The following is a 16120-nucleotide window of genomic DNA, read 5'->3' on the forward strand; positions in this document are numbered from 1 at the left end:
GATGTTTGACTCGAGTAGGCCTAGCTCTGTACTTAAGTGGTGATACTTTAATCTAACTTGCTAGTGGCTATCAATATTTTATGTCATATATTTGCCTGTTTTTTTCTCGAAAAATATTAGCTTGTCTTAGGGATAATTCAGCGAGATTAAATCGAATAGCTAAATAATCTAGTGTAAGTACAGGAGTGAGCCTCGGTTTCTAGGTTGAAACCGTAAAACCGCCATGGGATGACTTCACAGCGTCTCGTTAGGTATATTTAGTTATGTACTATTAGTAAATACGAATTATCAGGTTCGAACTTAAGTGTTAAATACTGAGCTCTCGATTGTATTAGCAGCAACTATGGGCATAATCGGCACTTTAAGTTTTTGTGATAGTACATAGGTACTTAAATGTCATTCGTTACTTATTAGTCATTGACTAGAAAATGACTCAAGACTGGAATAGATGATGTAGTTCTGAGTCTGATTAGCAATTGATGAGAAGCGCTATGTTACTTTTTACCTCAGCTGTCTTTCAAGCTGTCAAATTCAATGTTTATGACTGATTAAGTAAATTTAAGTCTATGGACTGTATGAGTTTGCTATACGTTGTGGACAACATCATACCCGTGAAACGATTGAAAATTAGCCCTTTAGTGAGCCCTATACAAGGAAGTAGGTATGAAAGACATATTGATCCCAATAGTTTTCCCCGATTATAAAATTATTGTGGATACACCGAGAACGGATGTTGATATTTTTCCATGGGTAAATTTCGACAACTTTACGATAAGAAAGTCGAGTCAGCAAATTTCTAACTTAGGACATGCAGGCATTCTTTTAATTAATGGAGTGTCAGGTTTAACGAAATACTACGAATACGGTCGATATGATTATCCAGAGAAAATAGGGGTAGTCAGGAGAGTGCCAGTGCCCAATGTGAAAACTGGTGTCGATGGCGTAGATTTGAACTCATTGGTTCCTGTGTTAAAGAAAGTGAGCAACAAAGCAGGCAAGGGGTCAAGAGTTGAAGGCGTATTTTTAGAGGCTGCAGGTGTTTTTGAGAAACTCAACCAGCGTGTAGCGGCCCAAAAATCGCAAAACAGTAATCCGGCTAGAAAGAAGTATGACTTAACAAAAAATAGCTGCATTCACTTTGTTAAGAGGTTAGTTGAAGCTGCGGGTAAAGAGACACCATGGATGATAGACCCGCGCCCAAACTCTTATATTGGAGAGTTCCGCGATGAATATCGAGATCTAGACTTTTTCCCAACTATGAACCGGCTGGTTATTGAGAATATAGGGGAGTTTTCTGCATGAAATTGCTAGCAGTTCTGCTTCTGATGGTAATAATCAATGGGTGTGAACCTGTATCAAGCTACGAACCTGAAACTAGACCGATTACTGTTCCTAAAACTGCATTGTGGGTTGGCGGCCCTGACGGTGGAGTATATGTTGCAATGAATAATACTGATAAAGGATATGTTGGCACTGTTTACTTCGATGGTGATGGAGAGGTTTGGTATCAGGGGAGTTTTAAGTACACTGGCACTGCGCCATTTGATGTAAATAGTCTTTCAGTATATGCAGCCTGGGATGGGGATACGTTATATTTAACTGACGGTTCTCAACTTGTTTCAACACCAACTCCAGTGGAAGTAAATTAGCAACGGAGCTAACTACTGCCCATATCGGTTTATTTAACCGGCAAGATTTAAAAGGCGGTGATGCGAACAGGTCAAACATTGGAGACCAAGTATGGTTTTGGTAATTAAAGCAATAACTAAGCTCGCAGGTTTCGTTTCTTTTTTGCTTATTACATCATGTGTAAATGCAGAAGTGACAATTAACTCCAATTCAACTAGATGTATTGCTGAACTAAACGAGCAGAGTATAGCTCTGGAGATACAACCACCTTGCTCAGTTGTTAAAGTTAACCAGCAAGGGAAGGGTTTTCATCAATATAAAGGTGTGAAAGTTTACATTGTCTCCGGTGCTCCGACACCGTTAGAACAGCTGGGGAAATGGTCTGTAGACAACTGCTCGTTAATATCCCAAGCAGTGTTTGTTGAAAATGGCTTACTAAGCCTTTCTAAAGTCAGAGAGAAGAGTTTAGTCTGCCCAGATATAGGATTAGATGAAAAAGTATATAGAGATTTTTTACGCCATAAAATCTGAGCAATGGAACAAAACATTAGCCAGCCATCATTAATCAATAACCTAGCTAGGTGATCAACTGCTAATCAAGCTCTTTGCCCTGAATGCTGTGATGATTACAAATACACAGTACGAAATGATGAAATAGGCTACTAATTGCTATTTTTAGCACGAGGGGCGTTGGCTCCAACTATCCCTGTCTATATTTTTCTTCAGGGCTGGAACTGAAGCTTGTTGTAATCAGGTCGATGGTTGGATAGTGTGGCTAACAATAGAACAATATGGATGTATATTTATGAATAACGGAGTATTTTTGGCTTTAACACTATTAGCATCATGTCTAGCTGAAAATGCTTGGTCATGCGATGAGTTGCCAGAAAAGATTACCAGTATTATCGCCAATACGAACGATGCTCTTTTAGTTGGTGAATATCACGGTACAAAAGAGTCGCCAAAGCACTTCTTTGATATTGTTTGTAATTCAATAGACATCTCTTCTAAAAAAATAACCGTGGCAATCGAGCTTATTGAAGGAGACATTACGCTTAATGGCGACAACCAATCTATGACAAAAGATATAGAGAAGTCGACCATATGGAATGAGCAGCATGATGGTAAAACCAGTGCTGCGATGTTCGAACTGCTGCAAAAACTCAACCAGCTGGTCAGCGAAGATAAAATAGATGTTGTTTTTTTCGATTCAGATAAACAACAAAGAGACTTAGAGATGGCCAGAAACATTAAAGAAAGTCTTCTAGGTAACACGCTTGTCATTGCTTTAACGGGTAATAGGCATAACAAAATCAAACATGGCAATTCTTGGGATCTTGGATCAAAAAATATGGGGGCTTACTTGGCTGAAATGGGCGTGGATCTGGCTAGTATTAACTTACTGGTAAATGGAGGCCATGCTTGGGTGTGTATGCCTAATTGTACAAGCCATGATTTGAAACCAATTAATTTGGATGATAGACAGGAAGTTTTTCAAGCTGGGAGCGAAAGCCGCTATCAATATCATTGGAAAATTGGCGCTGTAAGCTCTTCTAAACCTGCGATATACAGTAGGTAGTCTAGTTTAAGTTGTTTAGCTAACTTAATGTTGGCAATAGTTAATTCAAAGATTATCGCTACAAGCGAGCATACAAAAAAGCCGAGTGATACGTGATGGTATCGACTCGGCTTTTTGGTTTAGCACAGGCTATGTGTTTAACAGGCCTTAGCTGTTTAACAGGCGCTCAGCCATAGCTGCTACGCCGGGGTAGTCTTGCTCGGGTAAGATTTCAGCTAGTTGCTGTAATTTACCGCCAAGCGCAGCGTTGCTGGGTGCTGATACATTGATGTGGCCCATCTTGCGGCCAGCGCGTTGTGATTTGCCATACCAATGGCTCTTCACATCAGCAATATTGAGTACTTGGGTAGGGATGTTAGCCTGTCCCAGTACATTGATCATCACGCTTGGCTTTTGCGCCTTGGTGCAACCTAAAGGTAAACCTGCAACTGCGCGTAGGTGATTCTCAAACTGACTGCAAGCAGTACCTTGCTGGGTCCAGTGACCTGAGTTATGTACACGTGGGGCAATTTCATTGACCATTAGTGTGCCGTTGACATCAAAAAACTCAATGGCGAGCACGCCCACATAATCCATTGCTAATGCCAACTTATTGAAGGCATCCAAGGCTTGCTGTTGAATATTGTCATCCATCTCAGTAGCAAGCGACAGCGTAAGTACGCCATTGGTGTGTTGGTTTTCTGTGACAGGGTAAACTTTGACATTACCTTGTCGGTCACGGGCGCCAATCACTGACACTTCGCGGTCAAACGGAATCATCTTTTCAGCAATAATGGTGTGTGGGAACGATTCTGTGCCACTGGCAATGAAACCGGCCATTTCAGCCCAAATCGCATCAAGTTGCGCTAGCGAAGTTAATCGCCATTGACCTTTACCGTCATAACCGGCTTGGCAGGTTTTTATCACTAAAGGTAGCGCCAGTAGCTCAACGGCTTCGACAAGGTGCTGCTTTTCTGTGATTAATTTGTAAGGTGCAGACGGTACGCAGGTTTTATCCAGCAATGCCTTTTCAATACTGCGATCTCCGCCGGTTTTAATTGCCGCTTTACCCGGGTAAAACTTACCGCTTTGGCAGCAAAGCGCTAATACATCATCGGGAATATGTTCAAACTCAGAGGTGATCACATCCACCATTGCAATGGCTTGTTCAAGACTTTGGTTAAAGTCTTGAAGTGTTAGCGGATGGATGATTTTTTTCGAGCCGACATCATAGGCACGCACATTTAAGTCTAGCGGTGCGCCTTCAAGGCTCATCATGCGTGCCAGTTGCCCAGCACCTAAAACCAATATGTTCATATTAAATCGCAGGATCTGGGTTAGCTAATACAGAGTCAGTTTGCTGCTGACGGAACGCTTCAATTTTGGCGAAAATTTCAGGTTGCTGTGACCCTAAAATTTGCGCGGCTAGTAGACCAGCGTTAGCAGCACCTGGATCGCCAATTGCCAATGTGCCAACCGCCACGCCTTTTGGCATTTGGCAGATAGATAGCAATGAATCAATACCGTTTAAGGCTTTCGATTTTACTGGCACGCCTAGCACTGGCAGGCTGGTGTGAGCTGCAACCATACCTGGTAGGTGAGCAGCACCGCCCGCGCCCGCGATGATGACATTGATGCCACGCTCTGCAGCAGTTTCTGAGTATTCGGCTAGTAACTGAGGAGTTCTGTGAGCTGAAACAACTCGGGTCTCATAGGCAATGCCAAAGGTGTCTAACATTTTTGCCGCATGCTCCATGGTCGGCCAGTCAGATTTGGAACCCATAATGATACCAACTTTCATACACAATCCTTCTAATGGTGATCTTAAATAAGTGCGACATAGTCGAAATTTGCGCCCGATTATACACATAGAAGCGGCTTATTCGAAACTTTGCTGACGAATTCAGCGTTTGATTAACTGAACCTTTACTTCTCAGTTATTTTTAGATGATTTGCTTTTGACAAAATGACTCGCTTATCGCGTTTAGACCACCAATGCGCCGTGTGGCCAACCCGCTTATGTCGCTCATTGTGCAGTGTTTTCGTTGTCCTTAATGACACGGCAGTACTAAAAGGTGAGGGTGGGTCAGAGCAGGGTGATCACTTTGGCTTCTTTTAGGCGGCTAAAAATGGCATTTCATGGCTTGTGAGTTTCTGCTATGTTGATTAATTGCACTAGTATTAACCCTAAAGTATAAGGAATTGCGTTCGCGACACGGAGTCCAACTAAAAAACGAGTCACCCGACAACAATAATTAATAATTGGGGGAGCAAGTTGAAATTAGCCGTATACGTAAAACTTATCGTTTGTTTAACCGCCTTGTCAGTCGCCACATCGTTACGAGCTCAGCAGCCAGAGGCGTTGCCTATGGTGATTTTGTTAGAGGCGGGCGAGTTTGATATTGCCGACGACGAAGAGCCGCACCTGCTGAATAAAATGTGGGGGCTCATTAGGCAATCGACATCGCAGCCACTGGCAGTTGAACAGCTGCAAGTGAGCATGAGCCGTTCATGGAAAGAACTGCCCAAACAGCAAAATGCCTGCATTATGAATGCCCTTAAGTCTGATGAGCGTCAGCAGATAGCCCACTTTAGCCGTTACCCTTTGTCTGTCTACCCACCAATACGCTTGTTTCACCGCGCCGATAGTCAAATGACCTTTGACAAACCATTTGATTTTGACGTGCTTAGCGATAGGCCTGAAATTACCTTGGGCACAGTGAAAGGACGGAGCTATGGGAGCTTGTTAAACCAAAAGCTTGCCGAGCATCAACTGAATGTTTATCAGCGCAGTAGTATTGAGTCGTCGACCAAGTTGATTGAGATGCTAATGGCCAATCGGGTCGATGCCATATTAGATTACAGTTTATCGATTGATCATTTTTTCCAAGTGATGCAGACCGAAAACCCGTTGGTCGCATTACCCATCGTCGACGCTAGCGAGCCAATGTTTGGTTATATTGCTTGCGCTAAAACACCTGCAGGAAAGCAATTGATTGCGGCGATAGATGCCAGTATGAGTCAAGAGGCGGTGCAGCAGCAATATATAGACCTACACCGCCAGTTTTTTGGTGAAACCGAGTATCAATTGTTGCAAAGCACCTTAGCGCAACTATTTGCAGCGCAATAGGGCTGTTGGGACTTTATTCGAACACAGCCAATGTCAAAGGCTGCAAAGTTTTGTTCAATATGATGGCGGCTATAGTATGATGTGTTTCTTTATTCTGGAGATGCGAAGGTGCAACAATTGCCGGCTGACAATCAAACCGTCGATAGCGATCAAATGCTGATGCTGCGTTATCAAGATGGCGACATGAGCGCATTTGAAAGCCTATATCAGGCGCACAAAGGCCCGCTGTTTCGTTATTTCGTACGCCAGCTTGATGACCCACAACTTGCAGAAGATCTTTACCAAGAGGTATGGAGCAAGGTGATTAAAGCAGCAGGCAGTTATCAGCCAAATGCCAAGTTCACCACCTGGCTATATAAGATTGCCCATAATCTTATTATCGATCACGTCCGCGCGGTAAAGCCTGTGGATCTCTTTAGCGACACCAATAGCACCGAAGAGCCTTTTGAAGCGCAAATAGAGTCAACTCAACATCAGCCCGATGGCGATTTAGAGCAGCAGCAAAAATCATCCATTTTAAAGCGCTGCATCGCTTTGCTGCCGGCGGTACAAAAAGAAGCCTTGCTACTCAATATTGAGATGGGTTTTACCGCTGCGGTTATTGGTGAAATTGCTGGTGCCAGTATAGAAGCAACCAAAAGCCGTATCCGCTATGCCAATCAAGGTCTTAAGACCTGTGTGAATCAACATTGGCAGCAGGTGTAACATGACTAAAGATAATCATCAGCAAGATATGATTGATAACGAATTGGTGCAGTTGTATCGCCGCCAAGCAACAGAGCAGCCGAGTCCTGAACTGGATGCCGCTATTCTGGCTAAGGCGGCTCAGCGCAGTGCGCCAGTAGCGGGGGATCCTCAAAAGGTCGTGCGGCCTCCGGCCAGTTTTTGGCAGCGTCATCGCTGGCCCGTTTCCTCTGCGGCTTCAGTGATGTTGATTGCCGGGTTACTGCTAATCAATGGCGGTGAAGACGCTGATATGGTGGCGCCAATGTTAAATAGCGATGCTATTGCTCCGGCGGCGGTTGAGCCCATGGCAGCCAGTCCGGCAGCGTTTAGTGCTGATTCAGCAGCCGTGCCAGAGGCCGCTTCTGCAGCGCAACTGCGCCAAAAAGCCGTGAAAACTGATAGTTCGGAAAGCATAGAGCAGATGTTGACGCAAGTTGAGCAACTGGCAGCGCACCAGCCTACTCAAGCATTGGCAGTGTTGCAGCAACTAGAGCAACAGTTCCCGCAAATAACTGAGCAAAGCCACCCGTTGCATCAGCGCTATCAGCAATTAAAAACCAGTTTGTGATTAAACCTCAACGCTAGAATAACGCTTTAAACCAATCCCAAATCCCCGTTGAGGAGTCGGCAAATATGTCGACTCCCAACGCTGACTTCAGCAGATAAAGTGCCAGTAAACCCAGCGCCACACTTAACAGTAAAAAGCCACCTACCATGGCAATAAACATCAACACCGACAGATTTTTCTCTTTGCGAGTGTATGCCCGGCGGTTGCGGCCGAGTAAAAATACGTAGTAGAAGCGCCAGCGAACAAATGGAAAAGCAAAAGTGCCGCGTTTATCAATGCTGTGATTGCCCCAACTTTGTCCCCTAACGGCTAGGCTAAGCGCTTGTTTTTGCTGCTCGCTGAAACTCGTTACCACCTGCTCATCCATATTTTCAAATAGATCGTTTAACAGCGGATCATGCCCCGCTTGAGTTGCCGATGCGTTGGGGGACTGTGGGGTGTTGATAGGAGCCGAGTTTGCCGTCATAGCGAGCCTTTTTTTGCGCATGTTATTTAATCAGTATAGTTGTACACATTTGCTAATACTTAATTGGTAGAAGATTACTGTTAATTTAATAAAAATTTGCTAACGTGTTGGCAAAATTTTTGATACTTCAAGTCGTTGTCCATATTAAGAAGAGTGTGAAATGAAACTCCGAACCTCACTAGTTAGTTGTTTAATCGCGTTAGGTACATTTTCCAGTGCCGCCCTTGCCGTCAGCCCAACCAATCAAGGTTATTACCGCGCCCCCGCGTTGCAGGGAGATACCTTAGTATTTACTGCTGAAGGTGATTTGTGGAAGCAGCAACTTGGGGATAAACAAGCGTCTCGTTTAACCAGCTTACCAGCGCAAGAAATTGGGGCAACGCTGTCCCATGACGGCAAGCAGGTCGCGTTTGTGGCTGACTATGACGGCAGCGATGAAGTTTATGTCATGCCGATTGCTGGTGGTGTGGCAAAGCGGGTGAGTTTTGAAAATAACCGAGTGCGTATTCAGGGCTGGACCGCTCAAGGGCAGGTGCTTTATGCCACTGACAACGCCTTTGGCCCTGCCAACTACTGGGTATTGCGCAGCGTTAATCCTGATACGTTAATCACCACTGACTTACCTTTGGCCGATGCGATTGAAGGTGTGATAGACACCGCTGGCGAGTATCTGTATTTCACCCGCTTTGGGCTGCAGACTACTGGCGATAATGCCAAAGTTTACCGTGGCGGAGCGAAAGGCGAGTTGTGGCGTTACCAGTTGGGTAGCAAGCAAGAAGCTGAGCCGCTCAGTGCCGATCATATTGGCTCGGTTCGCCAGCCAATGCTGTGGCAACAACGGCTTTATTTTGTCAGCGATGCCAGCGGCAATGACAACATTTGGTCAATGGATTTAAGTGGTAACGATAAACAGCAGCATACCGAATTTACCGATTGGCAGGTGCGCGCCGCCAAGTTAGATCAAGGCCGCATTGTTTTCCAAAAGGGTGCGGATATTGTGCTTTACGATATCAGTAAAGACAGCAGCAGCGTTGTCGATATTAGCCTCAGTTCTGATTTCTCTCAGCGCCGCGAACATTGGGTTAACGAGCCAATGAAGTATGCCACTGCCACTGAGTTTGCCAGTAGCGGCAACAAAGTCGTGGTGACCGCGCGCAGCCACGTAGCCATTGCAAGTAATGACGGTAGCCGCTTAGTGCAGGTGTATGCACCAGCTGATAGCCGCATACGTCAAGCGGTGTTAAGCCATGATGGCAAATGGGTTTATGCCATTAGTGATGCCAGTGGCGAGCAAGAACTATGGCGCTTTGCCGCCGACGGTAGCGACAATGCCAAACAGCTAACAGACAATGCGTCGAGCATGAAAATGTCATTGACGCTGTCGCCTAACGGTCGCTACTTAGCGTTTGATGATTATGATGGCAATGTGTCGCTGTATGATCTTAAGCGTGATAGACAAAAAGTGATCATCACTCAAGGCCAAGGCTTGGGGCCATATGCCGACATTAACTGGTCGCCCGATAGTCAGTTTATTGCGGTCACTAAGCATCAGTTAGGCAACTTACGTTCACACATTGCGCTTTATTCGCTTGATGATGACAAAGAGCTGGCTTTAACCAGCGACAAGTATGAGTCGTTCTCTCCAAGCTTTAGTCCCGATGGCCAATGGCTGTATTTTGTGTCTAATCGTCACTTTAAGTCGACGCCGAGCTCACCATGGGGCGACCGCAACATGGGCCCAATGTTTGATAAGCGCGGGCAGCTCTTTGCCATAGCGTTAAACAAACAAGCTCAATTTCCATTTGCTAAGCCAACCGAACTCGATAAACCTGCCGCAGAGGCCAAAGAGGATGAGGTTGAAGTCAACGTTGACTGGCAGGGCATTAGCAAGCGTTTATGGCAAGTACCGGTAGCATCAGGCAATTATTATGATTTAACGGTAACCGACAAAGGTCTGTACGTGATGGACCGCAAACGAGGCGAAAGCTCGCCGCGTTTACAATGGATTAAATTTGATAAGCAGCAACCTAAAGTCGCCACCTATGCCAAAGATGTCGGCAGCTACGCGCTGAGCCAAGACGGTGAAAAGTTGTTTATCCGTCGTCATAAGCAAGATGGCAAACAGATGTTGATTGTGGAAGCGGGCGATAAGCTACCAAAAGATCTCAATGGTGCCAAAGTGGCGATGTCCCAGTGGCAGATAGCCATTGAGCCACAGCAAGAGTGGCAGCAGATGTTTGAAGATGCTTGGCTGATGCACCGCGACTCATTTTATGACAAGCAGATGCGCGGTGTAGATTGGCAAGCAGCCAAAGCTAAGTACCAACCGTTAGTGGATCGCTTAACTGACCGTCATGAACTTAACGACCTATTTAGTTTGATGATGGGAGAGCTCGACTCACTGCATTCACAGGTTCGCGGCGGTGATTTGCCCGTCGATAGTCAGCAAGCCCAATCTGCTAGCTTAGGGGCGCGATTTGCCCAGCAAGACAAAGGCGTAGTGATTGCGCATATTTATCAAACTGACCCTGAATTACCAAGCCAAGCTTCGCCATTAGCCAAACCGGGCGTGGACGCGCAAGCGGGGGATATTATCAGCCGGATTAATGGTAAGCCGGTAACCAATATTGCCCAGGTGACTCAGTTGCTGCGAAACCAGCAAGGTAAGCAAGTGTTGTTAGGGCTGACTCGAGGCAAGAAGTCCCATCAAACCATCGTTGTTCCCAGTACGCCTAAGGTAGATGCCAAACTACGCTATCTTGACTGGGTCAATCACAATGGCGCTAAAGTCAGTGAGGCCAGTGAAGGAGAGATTGGCTATTTGCATCTCTATGCTATGGGCTCAGGCGATATCGCTAGCTTTGCTAGAGAGTTTTACGCCAACATTGAAAAAGATGGCTTAATCATCGATGTGCGTCGTAATCGTGGTGGCAATATCGACAGTTGGATTATCGAGAAATTACTGCGCCGTGTGTGGATGTACTGGAACCCAACTCAAGGTGATGCCAGCACCAATATGCAGCAAACCTTTAATGGTCACCTTGTGGTGCTTACCGATCAGCTGACTTACTCAGATGGTGAGACTTTCTCAGCAGGAGTCAAAGCGCTGGGCATTGCGCCACTGATTGGCAAGCAAACGGCAGGTGCGGGTGTGTGGTTGTCGGGTCGCAATGCATTGACCGATAAGGGCATGGCTCGCGTTGCCGAATATCCACAATATTCAGTTGACGGCACCTGGGTGGTAGAAGGCCGCGGTATTTCACCTGATATTGAAGTAGACAATTTACCTTATGCCACATTTAGCGGTGTAGATGCGCAGCTTAATAAAGCCATTAGCTATCTACAACAGCAGCTAAAATCGGATCCTGTATTACCATTTAAGGCTAAACCTATGCCGACTCGTGGTATGGCAGCCGATGTTAAACCGATTAAGTAAACAGTAAAAGTTTAGGGTACCACTCGCTAAGCAGTTCCCAGGCGGGGGTACCCATTTTCTGTGTTAGTGCCATTTTAATGGTCATTCCCCTCCTTGATAAACCCCACTATTTTATCGTCTGAGTGATTGTTATCATTCAGTGATTTTTCTTTACACTTGTATGGCTTAGGTGATAATTTTTAACTTAACGCATTGGGCGTTTTTTCACTATCCTTTAGGGTGTATAGCAAAGTGAAATCACCCAGCACTGCCAGTTTATTAATAGGGATATAAAATGTCAGACCAAGCCAAGACTGAGGCCACCACCGAGGCCGAGCCCTCTACCAGCGTGCAACCAACCGACGCAGACACTCAAGCCAGTCAAGCCAAAACCAATAAAATCCGCAAAGCGACTAATTACTTGCTTATTTTTGCCACCACCATGTTTGCGTTTCACCTTATTGCTGACCGCTTTATTCCCTCAACGGACCTAGGCCGAGTGCGGGCATTTGTCGTGCCTATCAGTCCGCAGGTTTCGGGTGAAATCGTCGACATCTTAGTGACCCCCAACACCTTAGTGCAAGAGGGGGAGATCCTCGCCAGAGTGAACAGCAGCGATTATGAAATTGCGGTAAATACTGCCGAACAAAAGCTTAAGCAGGCTGGGCAGAACATGGGCGCGCAAACCGCTAATGTGACAGCCGCTCAGGCAAAAGTGACCAATGCGATTGCTAACTTTAAAAATGCGCAGGTGCAGTCAAAACGTGTGTTTGCGATGGCAGATAGAGGGGTGATGTCACAAGCTGATGCCGACAATGCCAGAGCGTCATTGACCAGCGCCGAAGCAGCGGTGGCTGCTGCCAAAGCCGATCTTGCTAAGGCGGAAGAACGCCTCGGCATGGAAGGAGATAACAATACCCAAGTGAAGTCGGCTTTGCTGGCTCTACAACAAGCTCAACTGAATTTACAGCGTACCGATATTCGCGCCCCCACGGCTGGTACCGCGTCTAACTTTCGTTTGAAAGAAGGGGTATTTGCCAACAAAGGCCAGCCATTGATGACATTTATCAGTGTCGAGAATGTCTGGATTGAAGCTTATTTTCGTGAGAACAGTCTTGGCAACATGAATGCCGGCGATAAAGTGGAATTTGCGCTCGATTATGCGCCGGGTAAAGTTTTCCAAGGGACTGTTGGCAGCATCGATTACGGTATTGATTGGGGACAGAACGAACAAGTGGGTAAGCTGGCGACCGTATCTGGTCAAACGGGTTGGTTACGTCAATCGCAGCGTTTCCCGGTCACCATAGTGTTTGATGAAGACCAAGCAAAAGGTCTTAAGCGAGTAGGTGGCCAAGCAGATGTGATTGTTTATACCAAAGATGACGGTTTGTTTAACCTAATCGGTAAGGCCTACATTCGCATCGTAAGCTGGCTATCATATGTCAGATAAGTTGTTGTCAGGCATGCAGGTCGCCACAGAGGAGCAAATCTATACCCGCAAGGTATTACGGTTTACTTTAGGTGTGGGCTTAGCGGTGGCCATCTCGGCTGCATTTGCCTGGCCGTTAGCGTTTATTGTGCCTGTGTTTGTGGCTAAGTTTTTGGTTGATCGCCAAGAGCCAACGGTGCAAACCGTTTATGAGTTGCTGCTTTCCATGGTCGTGACCATTCTATTGGGCTGGTTAGTTAGCTTTGGCCCGACCCAATATGCCCTAGTATTGCTGCCATTGATTGCCTTATTGATGCTGTGGGCCTACTACTTATTTACCGACCCTAAATGGAACTTCTTCGCCACCGTATTAATTATTGCGGTGCTATTACTGCCTTACATGGGGATGTTACAACCCGGGGCCGCGTTAATTGTTGGGTTTGGATTAAGCTTCTCAGGTGTGGTGGCTGTGGCTATTTTTGCCCTAATGCATGCACTGTATCCTGACTTATCATTAAGTCGCGAGCAGCACCCCATGCCGCAGCAGAGCAGCGAAGACCGTATCTATGAGGCGTTTAAAGCGCTGATACTGGCGTTTCCTGTGATCTGCTTCTTCTACTATTTACAGATTTCTGGCGCATTGCTAACCATGATCTTCATCGCCATCTTGTCATTGCAGGCCGCGGGAGAGAAAAGTGTCAAAGTCAGCTTATTCTTGATTCTTACCAATGGCGTGGGCGGCATCTTGGCGATTATTTTCTATAATTTATTAGTCATCGTGCCGCAGTTGTCGTTTTATGTCGTGCTTGCCTGTCTAGCGGCAATTGTGTTTGCCCGCAAAATCTATCTCGACCCGGCTAAGGCGCAATTGTACGCCGGTATCTTTTCCGCGCTGATTGTTGTGGTGGGGTCGACGGTGTCGTCTGCAGATAAAGATGTTGCCGAGAACTTTTATCTGCGTATTGCGCAGTTGATGTTGGTGGGGGCTTACATGGTGTTTGCATCCTTTTTCTTAGAAAGTCGCAATTGGCAATTTTTAAAACGAATCGAGAGGGATTAATGAAGGGAATCAAGCGGTATTCCATCACTATGCTGGCCACGCTTTTAGCTGCTGTAACTGCGCCGGCCTATGGCGACCAAGCCGGTAATTTACGGGTGTCTGTGGGTGGATTTTACTCCACATCAGATAGTGGCATGGAAGTCACTAGCCCACTCACCGATAAAGAGTTTGATTTAGATTTTGAAACCGACCTAGAGCTGGTTGAGCGAGAGTTTCTGCCATTCATTGAGCTAGCTTATTGGGTTAATGATGATCATGTTGTTTATGCCGACTGGAAGCAGCTGCACCGAGATGCAGAAAATACCAGCATTACGGTACCGTATGAGTTCCAACATCCCGACACTGGCGATACTTATACAGTACAAGCCGGTGCCAAAATTACCACCACTTTTAATGTAGATATTGCGCGTATAGGTTATGGGTATCGCTTTTATAAAGATGATAACTGGGATTTAATCGCCACTTTGGGCTTACACGTAATGTGGCTTGAGCTTGGATTTAGTGGCGATGTGGGCCTGTGTATTGATGAGAGTTGTGAAATTATCAATATTGACCCTGACCAAGTCGTGTTTACTGAAATGACCGCACCATTGCCTGATGTTGGCCTGCTGGCGGCATACTCTTTTGCCGATAACTGGCGCATTACCGCCCATGGGCAATATTTTTATCTTAAAGTGGATGATATCAGCGGCAGTTTAATTGATTTTAGCGGCGGCATTGAATATCAGTTTACCCCGCAGTTCTATACTGATTTGTCCTATAAGTACTACAAGGTTGATGTGGATGTTGATGGCGATTTTACCGACACCAATATCTACTACGGTTTTAACGGGCCAATGCTGACATTTTCTTATTTGTTCTAGTTGGCGTAATTAGGTAAATACACCATAGAGAGGGGAGTAAAGTAATGCCAAACAAAACTGTTGTTCCCCTTTTTAAAAGTGAATATACCGTAGTGCTTGTTGAACTGCTTAAACAACTCGATAAAGATATTTACCCCATCATAGATCAAGCGAAGCTGCCGGAGAATATTCTGCAGCAAGACCACGATTATGTGCCGGAAGCATCTGTGATAAACCTGCTCGATATTTTGATGGATAAGGTGGGGCCTGAAAAGTACTCCCAGTTTATTGCCGCAGCGGCTGAAAACATCTATATCCCGCGCTACCTTGCCAGAATGACCGATGTGTCGACCTTAGAAGGTGCACTAAAGCAGTTTATTGAGTTGGTGCATATTGAGTCGACCCATACACACCTACAGTTAAAGTTATTGCAAAACAAAATGTGGTTTGTGCGCCAGCGCCGTGCCCATGCAGGCCAAGCTCGTTCGGTATTAGCCGAGCAGTTCGCGCTGACTTTTATGCTTACATTAATGCGAACGTTACTCGGCAAAAGTTGGCAGCCCATTGATGTGTCGCTGTGTGAGAATCAAGCCCAGACGATTCAAAATGCCTTAGGATTAAACGCTAGTCAGTTCTATACGGCGCGCGCTGTAACGGCTATCAGCTTTGACCCTAGTATGTTGGCAACCAAAGTACATGTCAGACAAAATGGCCAGGTAATTATTGAGGAAGTGCGTGCACCTGAAGATTTTGTGGAATCGTTGATAAACGCGCTGACACCTTACTTTATGCTCGGCCGTCTGCCGATTGCTCAAGCAGCAGTGATTGTGGATATGAGCGTGCGCACCTTGCAGCGGCGTTTGACCAAAGCAGGTGTAAGCTACTCTCAAGTGGTCGACAGGATTATCTTCTTGCAGGCCAAAAAACAGCTGGCTGAAGCCAAATACTCAGTAACGGATATCTCAGCCAACTTCGGTTATGCCGATGTGGCCCACTTTTCTCGTGCCTTTAAGCGCTATGTGGGGATGTCGCCACGGGCGTATCAACAGCAATTAGCCAACCCATAGCCGTTGATTGCTGCGCTGCCAACTTCTCGCTTCCCCCGCTTGGCCAGGAAACTCGATGCCTTAACAGAGATAAAGTAAAAATTAAGCGCGAAAGATAAATAGACCTTAATTATGTTGTAAAGTTAAATTTTTATTGACTCAATGCTAATTCGGTCTTATTTTCTGCTCGATGTTTTTACGCGGTCAAAGTAGCATCAAGTAATCAATTTACTTGGGTAATTAGCGCAATA

The 16120-nt window shown here is 45.8% G+C and carries 15 protein-coding genes; 12 read left to right on the forward strand and 3 right to left on the reverse strand.

Annotated features, from left to right (window positions below; translation table 11 throughout):
- Window positions 1-663: 663 nt before the first annotated feature.
- From FLM48_RS06570 to FLM48_RS06585, 4 genes are all read left to right on the forward strand, one after another.
- Window positions 664-1302, forward strand: coding sequence for a hypothetical protein (locus tag FLM48_RS06570; RefSeq protein ID WP_179024100.1), 639 nt, complete (start codon window positions 664-666; stop codon window positions 1300-1302).
- Window positions 1299-1649 carry a hypothetical protein gene (locus FLM48_RS06575; protein WP_179024101.1) on the forward strand — a complete coding sequence of 117 codons (351 nt, stop codon included), beginning with the start codon at window positions 1299-1301 and terminating at the stop codon, window positions 1647-1649. The genes FLM48_RS06570 and FLM48_RS06575 overlap by 4 nt, the downstream gene beginning before the upstream one ends.
- 91 nt (window positions 1650-1740) lie before the next feature.
- Window positions 1741-2160: a hypothetical protein gene (locus FLM48_RS06580; RefSeq protein WP_179024102.1), complete on the forward strand. Its 420-nt coding sequence runs from the start codon at window positions 1741-1743 to the stop codon at window positions 2158-2160.
- A gap of 274 nt (window positions 2161-2434) precedes the next feature.
- The gene (locus FLM48_RS06585; RefSeq protein WP_179024103.1) at window positions 2435-3208 is read left to right on the forward strand and encodes a hypothetical protein; all 774 of its coding nucleotides are present in this window, start codon (window positions 2435-2437) and stop codon (window positions 3206-3208) included.
- 147 nt (window positions 3209-3355) lie between these two features.
- On the opposite strand, the gene FLM48_RS06590 is transcribed toward FLM48_RS06585, so the two are convergent.
- Both FLM48_RS06590 and purE read right to left on the reverse strand, forming a co-directional pair.
- Window positions 3356-4504: a 5-(carboxyamino)imidazole ribonucleotide synthase gene (locus FLM48_RS06590; protein ID WP_179024104.1), complete on the reverse strand. Its 1149-nt coding sequence runs from the start codon at window positions 4502-4504 to the stop codon at window positions 3356-3358.
- Between the two features lies 1 nt (window position 4505).
- A complete protein-coding gene (gene purE / locus FLM48_RS06595) occupies window positions 4506-4988 on the reverse strand; it encodes a 5-(carboxyamino)imidazole ribonucleotide mutase (protein ID WP_028774376.1) in 483 nt (160 codons plus the stop codon).
- Between the two features lie 474 nt (window positions 4989-5462).
- On the opposite strand from purE, the gene FLM48_RS06600 reads away from it, so the two are divergent.
- The 3 genes from FLM48_RS06600 (at window position 5463) to FLM48_RS06610 (ending at window position 7611) form a co-directional block, all read left to right on the forward strand.
- The gene (locus FLM48_RS06600) at window positions 5463-6317 is read left to right on the forward strand and encodes a transporter substrate-binding domain-containing protein (protein ID WP_179024105.1); all 855 of its coding nucleotides are present in this window, start codon (window positions 5463-5465) and stop codon (window positions 6315-6317) included.
- 153 nt (window positions 6318-6470) lie between these two features.
- A complete protein-coding gene (locus FLM48_RS06605; protein ID WP_179026294.1) occupies window positions 6471-7022 on the forward strand; it encodes a sigma-70 family RNA polymerase sigma factor in 552 nt (183 codons plus the stop codon).
- Window position 7023: 1 nt separating this feature from the next.
- Window positions 7024-7611, forward strand: coding sequence for a hypothetical protein (locus tag FLM48_RS06610; RefSeq protein WP_179024106.1), 588 nt, complete (start codon window positions 7024-7026; stop codon window positions 7609-7611).
- 13 nt (window positions 7612-7624) lie between these two features.
- Here FLM48_RS06610 and FLM48_RS06615 read toward each other — a convergent pair whose 3' ends face one another.
- A complete protein-coding gene (locus tag FLM48_RS06615; protein ID WP_245608458.1) occupies window positions 7625-8077 on the reverse strand; it encodes a hypothetical protein in 453 nt (150 codons plus the stop codon).
- Window positions 8078-8237: 160 nt separating this feature from the next.
- Between FLM48_RS06615 and FLM48_RS06620 the strand changes: the two genes are divergently transcribed.
- From FLM48_RS06620 to FLM48_RS06640, 5 genes are all read left to right on the forward strand, one after another.
- On the forward strand, window positions 8238-11513 hold the full coding sequence (locus FLM48_RS06620; protein ID WP_179024107.1) for a S41 family peptidase: 3276 nt from the start codon (window positions 8238-8240) through the stop codon (window positions 11511-11513).
- 274 nt (window positions 11514-11787) lie between these two features.
- Complete coding sequence (locus tag FLM48_RS06625; protein WP_028774369.1) at window positions 11788-12942, forward strand: HlyD family secretion protein; 1155 nt, start codon at window positions 11788-11790, stop codon at window positions 12940-12942.
- On the forward strand, window positions 12932-13981 hold the full coding sequence (locus FLM48_RS06630; protein WP_028774368.1) for a DUF2955 domain-containing protein: 1050 nt from the start codon (window positions 12932-12934) through the stop codon (window positions 13979-13981). The genes FLM48_RS06625 and FLM48_RS06630 overlap by 11 nt, the downstream gene beginning before the upstream one ends.
- Window positions 13981-14844 (forward strand): hypothetical protein, encoded by an 864-nt coding sequence (locus FLM48_RS06635; RefSeq protein WP_179024108.1) that lies wholly within the window; start codon window positions 13981-13983, stop codon window positions 14842-14844. The genes FLM48_RS06630 and FLM48_RS06635 overlap by 1 nt, the downstream gene beginning before the upstream one ends.
- 44 nt (window positions 14845-14888) lie before the next feature.
- On the forward strand, window positions 14889-15890 hold the full coding sequence (locus tag FLM48_RS06640) for an AraC family transcriptional regulator (protein ID WP_179024109.1): 1002 nt from the start codon (window positions 14889-14891) through the stop codon (window positions 15888-15890).
- Window positions 15891-16120 lie beyond the last annotated feature (230 nt).

This window comes from Shewanella sp. Scap07 (genome assembly GCF_013394145.1).
GTDB lineage: Bacteria > Pseudomonadota > Gammaproteobacteria > Enterobacterales > Shewanellaceae > Shewanella > Shewanella waksmanii.

Bases quoted from the DNA above. Each gene is read 5' to 3' on its own strand.
- FLM48_RS06630 (WP_028774368.1), top strand. From the start codon at position 12,932: ATGTCAGATAAGTTGTTGTCAGGCATGCAGGTCGCCACAGAGGAGCAA.
- FLM48_RS06580 (WP_179024102.1), top strand. From the start codon at position 1,741: ATGGTTTTGGTAATTAAAGCAATAACTAAGCTCGCAGGTTTCGTTTCT.
- FLM48_RS06620 (WP_179024107.1), top strand. From the start codon at position 8,238: ATGAAACTCCGAACCTCACTAGTTAGTTGTTTAATCGCGTTAGGTACA.
- FLM48_RS06605 (WP_179026294.1), top strand. From the start codon at position 6,471: ATGCTGATGCTGCGTTATCAAGATGGCGACATGAGCGCATTTGAAAGC.
- purE (WP_028774376.1), bottom strand. From the start codon at position 4,988: ATGAAAGTTGGTATCATTATGGGTTCCAAATCTGACTGGCCGACCATG.
- FLM48_RS06615 (WP_245608458.1), bottom strand. From the start codon at position 8,077: ATGACGGCAAACTCGGCTCCTATCAACACCCCACAGTCCCCCAACGCA.
- FLM48_RS06640 (WP_179024109.1), top strand. From the start codon at position 14,889: ATGCCAAACAAAACTGTTGTTCCCCTTTTTAAAAGTGAATATACCGTA.
- FLM48_RS06575 (WP_179024101.1), top strand. From the start codon at position 1,299: ATGAAATTGCTAGCAGTTCTGCTTCTGATGGTAATAATCAATGGGTGT.
- FLM48_RS06570 (WP_179024100.1), top strand. From the start codon at position 664: ATGAAAGACATATTGATCCCAATAGTTTTCCCCGATTATAAAATTATT.
- FLM48_RS06585 (WP_179024103.1), top strand. From the start codon at position 2,435: ATGAATAACGGAGTATTTTTGGCTTTAACACTATTAGCATCATGTCTA.
- FLM48_RS06590 (WP_179024104.1), bottom strand. From the start codon at position 4,504: ATGAACATATTGGTTTTAGGTGCTGGGCAACTGGCACGCATGATGAGC.
- FLM48_RS06610 (WP_179024106.1), top strand. From the start codon at position 7,024: ATGACTAAAGATAATCATCAGCAAGATATGATTGATAACGAATTGGTG.
- FLM48_RS06625 (WP_028774369.1), top strand. From the start codon at position 11,788: ATGTCAGACCAAGCCAAGACTGAGGCCACCACCGAGGCCGAGCCCTCT.
- FLM48_RS06635 (WP_179024108.1), top strand. From the start codon at position 13,981: ATGAAGGGAATCAAGCGGTATTCCATCACTATGCTGGCCACGCTTTTA.